The organism is Agromyces sp. NPDC029043, from assembly GCF_055564615.1.
Map to the genome: position 1 here is coordinate 23,773 of NZ_JBVHVX010000011.1, position 8,560 is coordinate 32,332.

Here is an 8,560-nt window from a genome sequence, read left to right on the forward strand (position 1 = left end):
CCTATGAAAGGAAACCACGCAATGAGGAAACTCGGCATCGCGGCGCTCGGCGCCGTGGCAGCGCTGACGCTCGCCGGGTGCGCCACCTCCGGAGGCGACGCCGCCTCCGAGGAGGGCGCCGAGATCCGCGTCTGGCTCGTCGGCACCGACACGCCCGACGAGGCCCGCGAGTACCTGATCGACACGTTCGAGGAGGAGCACCCGGGCTCCACGCTGGTCATCGAGGAGCAGTCGTGGGACGGACTCGTGGACCGCCTCACCACCAGCCTCTCGGGCTCGGACAGCCCCGACATCGTCGAGGTCGGCAACACCCAGGCGTCGGCGTTCACCTCGGCCGGCGCATTCCTCGACCTCACCGAGCACTACGACGAGCTCGGCGGCGACGACCTGCTGCCCGGCTTCGTCGAGGCCGGTTCGTACGACGACAAGTTCTACGCCGCTCCGCTCTACTCCGGTGCGCGCCTGGTCTTCTACAAGAAGGACGCCCTCGCCGCGGCCGGTCTCGAGGCGCCGACGACCCTCGACCAGTACATCGAGCAGGGCATCCAGCTCGCCGACGCCAACCCCGGCAAGTCCGGCATCTGGTGGCCCGGCCAGGACTGGTACAACGCCCTCCCGTACATCTGGGAGAACGGCGGCGAGGTCGCGGTGCCCGACGGCGACGGGTGGGACGCGCAGCTCTCCAGCGACGAGTCGATCGCCGGCCTCGAGCAGGTCCAGCAGGTCATGACCGAGGCATCCCTCGCGCCGAAGGACGGCAACGAGACCAACCCGCAGGTCGGCTTCTGCGACGGCACCACGCTGCAGCTGTCGGCCCCGAGCTGGGTCAAGTGGTCGATCCTCGCCCCCGCCGACGCCGAGACCCCGGGCTGCCCCGACCAGGAGTCCAACCTCGGCGTCTACGCCCTGCCGGGCAAGGACGGCGGCGCAGCGCAGGTCTTCGCCGGCGGCTCCAACATCGGCATCTCGGCCAACTCGCAGCACCCCGAGCTCGCCCTCGACGCGCTGGGAATCATCCTGTCCGACGAGTTCCAGACGATCTACGGCGAGAACGGCCTCGTGCCCGCCAAGCTCTCGCTCGCCGACACCCTCGGCACCGACGAGGTCGCGCAGGCGATCGCCGCGGCCGCCGGCAACGCCAAGCTCACCCCGGCCTCGCCGAAGTGGGCCGACGTCGAGGCCGCGGGCATCCTGCAGGACCTCTTCGTCAAGATCGCGCAGGGCGGCGACGTCGCCGCGCTCGCCGCGGACGCCGACGAGCAGATCGAGGACATCCTCAACGGCTGATCGTTCCATCGGGGTGCGGCCGCGCGCAGAATGGCGGTGCGGCCGCACCCTCCTCATGCCAGACGCAGGAGATCCCACATGACCACCACCGACGCCGGCCTCACCTCGGCCGTGAGCTCGGTCGAGGGCGAGCGCCTCACCGCGCCCCCGCCCGGACCGCCGCGGCCGCGCCGCCGCGGCCGCCCCTCCGGCGGGTTCACGCCGTATGCGCTCCTCGTGCCCGCCTCGATCGTGCTCGCCGCGATCGTCGGCTGGCCCCTCATCCAACTCGTCGTCACCTCCATGCAGGAGTTCGGCCGCGCGCAGGTCTTCGGCGCTCCGCCCGCCTGGGTGTGGTTCGAGAACTACGTCGACGTCCTCACCGACGTCTCCTTCTACGAGGTGCTCGCTCGCAGCCTCGTCTTCGCGGCGGCCTGCGTCGTGATCACGATGGTGCTCGGCACGCTCATCGCGCTGCTGCTGCAGCGCCTGCCCAAGGGGTTCCGCCTGCTCCTCTCGATCGGGCTGCTGCTGGCCTGGGCGATGCCGCCCCTGTCGGCGACGATCGTGTGGGGCTGGATGTTCGACACCGACTACGGCGTCATCAACCACGTGCTCGTGAACACGTTCGGGCTCGAGCAGTTCGCGCAGCACTCCTGGCTCATCGATCCGCTGAGCTTCTTCCTGGTCGCGGGGGTCGTCATCACGTGGGGCGCCGTGCCGTTCGTCGCCTTCGCGCTCTACGCGGGCCTCACGCAGGTGCCCGACGAGGTGCTCGAGGCGTCGCAGCTGGATGGCGCGGGCGGCGTGCAGCGCTTCCGCCTCATCGTCTTCCCGTACCTCAAGCCGATCTTCCTCATCACGACGATCCTGCAGATCATCTGGGACTTGAAGGTGTTCACGCAGATCTTCGCGCTGCAGGACATCGGCGGCATCCGCGAGCAGACCAACACGCTCGGCGTGTACATCTACCAGGTCTCGATCGCCGGCGGCGACTTCGGCACGGGCGGCGCGATCGCCGTCATCACCGCACTCATCATCATGACCGCCTCCCTGTACTACATCCGCCAGACCGTGAAGGAGGAGGAGCTGTGACCGCTGCGACCACCCCCGGCCTGCACGTCGCCCCCACTGCCGGCCCTGCCTCCGCCGGCCGCGCACCGGGCTCGCGCCCCGGCCGCCGCCGGACCCGCCTCGCGACCGTGGGCTGGAGCGCGCTCTCGGTCGTGCTGTTCGCGCTGTTCGTGTTCCCCGTCTACTGGATGGTGAACACGTCGTTCCAGCCGAACAACGAGATCCGCGGGTCCGAGATCCACTTCTGGCCCGACAACTTCACGCTCCGCAACTACGAGACGGTCCTGTTCGATCCGGGCCGCACGCCGTTCCTGCCGGCCGCGGCGAACTCGCTCATCGTCACGCTGACCACGGTCGCGGTCGCGGTGGTCTTCGCCTTCCTCGCGGCGCTCGCCGTGACGCGGTTCCGCTTCCGCAGCCGCCGCGCGTTCATCATCGCGATCCTCGTGATCCAGATGATCCCCGGCGAGGCCATGATGGTCTCGATCTTCCGGGTGATCGACGGATGGCACCTGCTCAACACCCTCATCGGCCTGACGATCGTGTACGTCGCCACCGTGCTGCCGTTCACGATCTGGACGCTGCGCGGCTTCGTCAACGGCGTGCCCGCCGACCTCGAGGAGGCGGCGATGATCGACGGATGCTCCAGGGCGGGCGCCTTCTGGCGGGTCACGTTCCCGCTGCTCGCGCCGGGCCTCGTCGCGACGGGCGTGTTCGGGTTCATCCAGGCGTGGAACGAGTTCGTCATGGCGCTCGTGCTCAACGCACGACCCGAGATGATGACGCTGCCGGTGTGGCTGCGCACCTTCCTGGTCGCGAACGGCACGACGAACTGGGCGGCGATCATGGCAGGCTCGACCCTGATGGCCATTCCCGTGATCGTGTTCTTCCTGTTCGTGCAGGGTCGCATGACGAGCGGGCTCGTGAGCGGAGCCGTCAAGGGATGAGCATCGAGACCAGGGGCGGAGCGGGTGAAGGCCTGCGCCGCGACATCCTCACGACCCTGCTGCCCGGCTTCGAGGGGCCGGTCGCGCCCGAGTGGCTGCTCGCGCTGCTCGCGGAGGGCCTCGGCGGCGTGTGCATCTTCGGCACGAACGTGGCGACGCCCGCACAACTCGCGGAGCTCACCCGGGCCCTGCGCGAGGCGAATCCCGAGGCGGTCGTCGCCATCGACGAGGAGGGCGGCGACGTCACCCGCCTCTTCGCCGACCGCGGTGCGCCGTACCCCGGCAACGCCGTGCTCGGTCGCATCGACGACGTCGCGCTCACCCGGGCCGTCGGTCGCGCGGTGGGCGACGCGCTCGCCGCCGCGGGCTGCACCATGACCTTCGCGCCCGACGCCGACATCAACTCGAACCCCCTCAACCCGGTGATCGGCGTGCGCAGCTTCGGCGCATCGCCGGAGCCGGTCGCCCGGCACACGGCCGCGTGGGTCGAGGGCGTGCAGTCGGCCGGCATCGACGCGGCGGCGAAGCACTTCCCGGGGCACGGCGACACGGCGACCGACTCGCACCTCGCGCTGCCGGTCGTCGACCTGCCGCTCGAGCGCCTCCGCGAGCGCGAGCTCGCGCCGTTCCGCGCCGCGATCGCCGCCGGCACCCGGTCGATCATGACCTCCCACATCCTGCTGCCGCAGCTCGATGCGGAGCATCCCGCCACCCTGTCTCCCCGCATCCTGCACGGCCTGCTCCGCGGGGAGCTGGGCTACGAGGGCGTCATCGTCTCCGACGCGCTCGACATGGCCGGGGCGAGCGGCGTGCACGGCATCCCCGAGGCGGCCGTGCGCGCGCTCGCCGCCGGCTGCGACCTCCTCTGCATCGGCACCGACAACACGGCCGCGCAGCTCGAGGAGATCGTCGCGGCGATCGGCTCCGCGATCGACGGCGGCCGGCTGCCCGCGGAGCGGGTGACGGATGCCGCGGCGCGCGTGCGTGCGCTCGCGTCGGCTCGCACGGTGCCCGGCGCGCCGTCCGCCGGGTCGCCCCCGGGGGACCTCGCGTCGCCCGGCCTGCCCGCCGACCTCCCGGAGCGGATCACCGCGTCGTTCCACGTGAGCGGCGCGCTCGACCGCCTCGCGGGCACCGGCGGCATCGGCACCGTCGTGCGCGTCGACACCGTCGCGAACATCGCCGTGGGCGCCGTGCCGTGGGGGCCCTTCGCCCTCGTGGCCGAGCCCGATCCGCGCCGTCCGGCACCCGCCTGGCTGGCCGATGCCGCCATCGTCGCGCTCGACGCCGGGACGCCGCTGACGGAGCCGGCGGAGCTCGCCGGACCCGTGCTCGTCGTGGGCAAGGACCTGCATCGCCATCCGTTCGCCGTCGACGCGATCGTCGGACTGCGCAGCGCGCGCGCCGATGTCGTCACCGTCGACATGGGCTGGCCGAGCGACGACCTCGCGCTCGCCGACGTCGCCACGTTCGGCGCGTCGCGCGCGGTCGCAGAGGCGCTCGCCGCGCTCGTGGATCGCACGGTACGCGCGCCCGAGCCCGCGCCGGCCTCGACCTCGGAGGCGGCGCCATGAGGCTCGGCATCGACATCGGCGGCACCAAGACCGCGGCCGTCGCGATCGGCGACGGCGGCGAGCTCAGCGACCAGGTGCGCATGCCGACGGGCTTCGGCGCCGAGGCGGTCGTCGACACGGCACTGCGCACGGTCGAGCGGATGTCGGAGCTCGCGGGCGTCGACGCGCACGCGTTCCACTCCATCGGCATCGGCATCCCGGGTTCGGTGGACGCCGCGACCGGGCGCGTGACGCATGCCGTGAACCTCGGACTCGAGGGGCTCGACCTCGGGCCGCGGCTGGCCGACCGGCTCGGTGTCGACGTGCGCGTCGAGAACGACGTCAACGCGGCCGCGCTCGGCGCGCACCACCTCCTCGGCCTCGCCGATGGCGTCCGCGCGCACTCGATGGCCTACCTGAACCTCGGCACGGGGCTCGCGGCGGGCATCGTGCTCGAGGGGCGCCTGCTGCGTGGCGGCCGGGGCGTCGCCGGAGAGATCGGGCACATCCCGGTCGACCCGGCGGGGGAGCGGTGCGCGTGCGGGCAGCGCGGCTGCCTCGAGACGATCGCCTCGGGCTCGGCGCTCGTGACGCTGTGGCCGAGCCGGCACCGCCACCCGGCCGTCGAGCTGTTCGACCGGGCGGATGGCGGCGACGCCCGCGCCGTCGCCGCGCGCGAGCGCTTCCTCACGGGCGTCGCGTCGGCCGTGCGGCTGCTCGCGCTCACGACCGATGTCGACGACATCGTGATCGGCGGCGGCCTCGCGTCGCTGGGCGACCGCCTGCTCGAGGGCACGCGCCGCGTGCTCGCCGCCTGGGCCGCCGACTCGGCGTTCCTCGCCTCGCTCGACCTGCCGCGCCGCGTGCAGGTGATCCCGCGCGGGTTCCCCGCCGCCGCGGTCGGCGCTGCGCTGATCGGAGAGGACCGGGAGGTGGCGGCATGGCGGAGGTCGTGATCGTCGCGGGCGAGGAGGAGGCGGGCGAGCTCGTCGCGAGTGCCGTCGTCGACCTCATCGCCGGCCGGCCCGACGCGGTGCTCGGCCTGGCGACCGGCTCGACGCCGCTCTCGACGTACCGCGCACTCGCCCGGCGGATCGCCCACGATCGGCTGGACGTCTCGCGCGTGCGCGGCTTCGCGCTCGACGAGTACGTCGGGCTGCCGCCGGGGCATCCCGAGTCGTACCGCGCCGTGATCACGCGCGAGGTCGTCGAGCCGCTCGGACTCGCGCCCGACCTCGTGCACGTGCCGAACGGCGCGCCCGAGACCATCCGCACCGCCGCCGCCGAGTACGAGCGCGCGATGGAGGCGGCCGGCGGGATCGACCTGCAGGTGCTCGGCATCGGCCGCACCGGGCACATCGGCTTCAACGAGCCGGGATCCTCGCTCGCCTCGCGCACGCGCGTGAAGACGCTCACCGAGCAGACCCGCGCCGACAACGCGCGCTTCTTCGATTCGCCCGATGACGTGCCCATGCACTGCATCACGCAGGGCATCGGCACGATCCTGGGCGCGCGGCACCTCGTGCTGCTGGCGTTCGGCGAGGCCAAGGCACGCGCGGTGGCCGATGCGGTCGAGGGGCCGGTCACGGCGAGCCGCCCGGGTTCGGCCGTGCAGCTGCATCCGCACGCGACCGTCGTGGTCGACGAGGCCGCGGCATCCGCCCTCGAGCACGCCGCGTACTACCGGCACGCCTGGGCCAACAAGCCCGACTGGCAGGGCATCTGATCCCGGTCAGCGCGGGATGAGCCGGCGCACCGTCTCGAGGTAGGCGTCCTCGTCGAAGTCGGGGAGGATGGCGCGCTGCACCATGAAGCCCGGCGCGAGCCCCATGAGCACCGGGACCGCGCGCCGCGCGTACGCCTCGGGGTCGTCGGCGGCGACCTCGGGATGCGCGGCCGCCCACTCGGCGACGAGCCCGCCGAGCATCTGCCGGATCGGCGCGAGGAACCGGTGGACCATCTCGCGGACGGGCGGGTCGATCGCGGCCTCGGCCCAGACCTGCAGGAAGAGGTTGGGCGTGATGTCCTCGTGCCGCATGCCGTCGATCAGGGTGGCCATGATCTCGCCCGGCGGGAGGGGACCGTGGTCGGCGCGGACCTCCTCGAGCTCGAGCGAGCGGGCCGAGAGCACCAGCTGCGCGGCCTCGAAGAAGAGCTCCTCCTTGCTCGCGTAGTGCCCGTAGATCGCGCCCGCCGAGAGACCCGACGCCGCGATGATGTCGGCCATGGACGTGCCGCGGAAGCCCTTCGCGGCGAAGCACCGGAGGGCCGCCGACGCGATCTGGGAGCGCCTCGCCTCGCGGTGGGCCTCGGTGACCTTCGGCATCGGCACGCCCCTTTCCCGGCTCTTGACGATCCTAGGCCGCCGGTCCATTATAAAAGAACGAATATTCGTTTTGGATAGGGAGTCGTCATGGAACCGAGGACCGCATCCCACGGGATGACCTCGTACGGGCGCGCGATCGGCATCGGGGCGGCGCTCTCGCTCGTCGTCGGCCTGATCGTGCTGGCGTTCGCCTGGCCGTCCGTCACGGCCGAACCCAGAGACCTGCCCGTCGCGGTCGCCGGGCCCGACGCGGCCGTCGAGCAGGTCGAGTCCCGCATCGCCGACCAGGCCGAGGGCGCCGTCGCGATCGAGCGCGTCGACGATCGCGACGCCGCGGTCGCTGCGATCGAGCGCCGTGATGCGTACGGCGCGATCATCCTCGGCGACGCGCCCACCGACGCACCCGAGGTCCTCGTGGCGTCGGCCGCGAGCCCGGTCGTCGCACAGCTCCTCCGCGCCACTGCCGGCGAACTCCAGCAGGGCATCGACGCGCAGCTCCGCGAGCAGCTTCCGGCCCAGCTCCAGACCGCGCTGCAAGAAGCCGTCCGCTCGGCCGTGCAGGCCGCGCTCGCGCAAGCCTCCGGGCAGGCGCCCGCCGCGCCGCCGGCCGCACCGAGCGTGCCCGAACTGCCGTCCGTCACGGTGACGGTCACCGACGTCGTGCCGCTCGCCGACACCGACCCGCGCGGCACCGGCCTCACCGCCGCGATGTTCCCCATCGTGATCGGCGGCATGCTCGGCGGCATCGCGATCTCGCTCACGGTCATCGGTGCGGTCCGGCGCGTCGTCGCCGTCGTGGCGTACTCCGCGGCCGCCGGCCTCCTGCTCACGGGCATCCTGCAGGGATGGTTCGGCGCGCTGCAGGGCGACTACTGGGCGAACAGCGCCGCCATCGCGCTCGCGCTCGCCGCGATCGCCGCACCGATCACGGGCTTCGTCGCGCTCATCGGCCGCGCGGGCATCGCGGTCGGGGTGGTCACGTTCCTGCTCGTGGCCAACCCGATCTCGGCCGCCGCGATCCCCGTCGAGTTCCTGCCGACGCCATGGGGTGCGATCGGCCAGTGGTTCCCGCCGGGCGCGGCCGCGACGCTCCTGCGCGACCTGTCGTACTTCCCGGCTGCCGACACCACGTTCCCGTGGCTCGTCCTCGCGGCCTGGGCGGCCGGCGGCATCCTGCTCTCGCTCCTCGGCCACTTCCGCACGGCCGGCGGCGCCGAGTCCGATGCCGAGGCCGCGCACGTCGACGATGCACCGGCCGCGCCCGCGGCGCCGGCCGCACGCGAGACCACGCCGGTCGGCTGATCGCGACCGACCCGGGGGGGGGGGGGGGGGGGGGGGGCGTTTTGGTGGGGGGGGGGGGGGGGGGGGCCTGGGGCGACGACCGACCCCCCTCC

8 protein-coding genes are annotated in these 8,560 nt (G+C 72.8%); 7 read left to right on the forward strand and 1 reads right to left on the reverse strand.

What is annotated here, in order from left to right; all coding sequences use genetic code 11:
• Nucleotides 1-21: 21 nt before the first annotated feature.
• From ACZ4TW_RS14210 to nagB, 6 genes are all read left to right on the forward strand, one after another.
• Nucleotides 22-1,287 carry an extracellular solute-binding protein gene (locus ACZ4TW_RS14210; RefSeq protein WP_465543449.1) on the forward strand — a complete coding sequence of 422 codons (1,266 nt, stop codon included), beginning with the start codon at nt 22-24 and terminating at the stop codon, nt 1,285-1,287.
• Between the two features lie 78 nt (nt 1,288-1,365).
• Nucleotides 1,366-2,361 (forward strand): carbohydrate ABC transporter permease, encoded by a 996-nt coding sequence (locus tag ACZ4TW_RS14215; protein ID WP_465543451.1) that lies wholly within the window; start codon nt 1,366-1,368, stop codon nt 2,359-2,361.
• Nucleotides 2,358-3,287 (forward strand): carbohydrate ABC transporter permease, encoded by a 930-nt coding sequence (locus tag ACZ4TW_RS14220; RefSeq protein WP_465543453.1) that lies wholly within the window; start codon nt 2,358-2,360, stop codon nt 3,285-3,287. Before ACZ4TW_RS14215 ends, ACZ4TW_RS14220 begins: the two co-directional genes overlap by 4 nt.
• Nucleotides 3,284-4,861, forward strand: a complete 1,578-nt coding sequence (locus ACZ4TW_RS14225) for a glycoside hydrolase family 3 protein (protein WP_465543455.1) — start codon at nt 3,284-3,286, stop codon at nt 4,859-4,861. Before ACZ4TW_RS14220 ends, ACZ4TW_RS14225 begins: the two co-directional genes overlap by 4 nt.
• Entirely contained in the window at nt 4,858-5,796 is a 939-nt protein-coding gene (locus ACZ4TW_RS14230; protein WP_465543457.1) for an ROK family protein, read from the forward strand. The genes ACZ4TW_RS14225 and ACZ4TW_RS14230 overlap by 4 nt, the downstream gene beginning before the upstream one ends.
• Nucleotides 5,781-6,566, forward strand: a complete 786-nt coding sequence (gene nagB / locus ACZ4TW_RS14235) for a glucosamine-6-phosphate deaminase (RefSeq protein ID WP_465543459.1) — start codon at nt 5,781-5,783, stop codon at nt 6,564-6,566. Before ACZ4TW_RS14230 ends, nagB begins: the two co-directional genes overlap by 16 nt.
• A 6-nt stretch (nt 6,567-6,572) precedes the next feature.
• Here the strand turns inward: nagB and ACZ4TW_RS14240 are convergent, their stop codons facing one another.
• Complete coding sequence (locus ACZ4TW_RS14240) at nt 6,573-7,166, reverse strand: TetR/AcrR family transcriptional regulator (RefSeq protein WP_465543461.1); 594 nt, start codon at nt 7,164-7,166, stop codon at nt 6,573-6,575.
• An 87-nt stretch (nt 7,167-7,253) separates the two neighbouring features.
• On the opposite strand from ACZ4TW_RS14240, the gene ACZ4TW_RS14245 reads away from it, so the two are divergent.
• On the forward strand, nt 7,254-8,468 hold the full coding sequence (locus ACZ4TW_RS14245; RefSeq protein ID WP_465543464.1) for a hypothetical protein: 1,215 nt from the start codon (nt 7,254-7,256) through the stop codon (nt 8,466-8,468).
• The last annotated feature ends 92 nt before the right edge of the window (nt 8,469-8,560 follow it).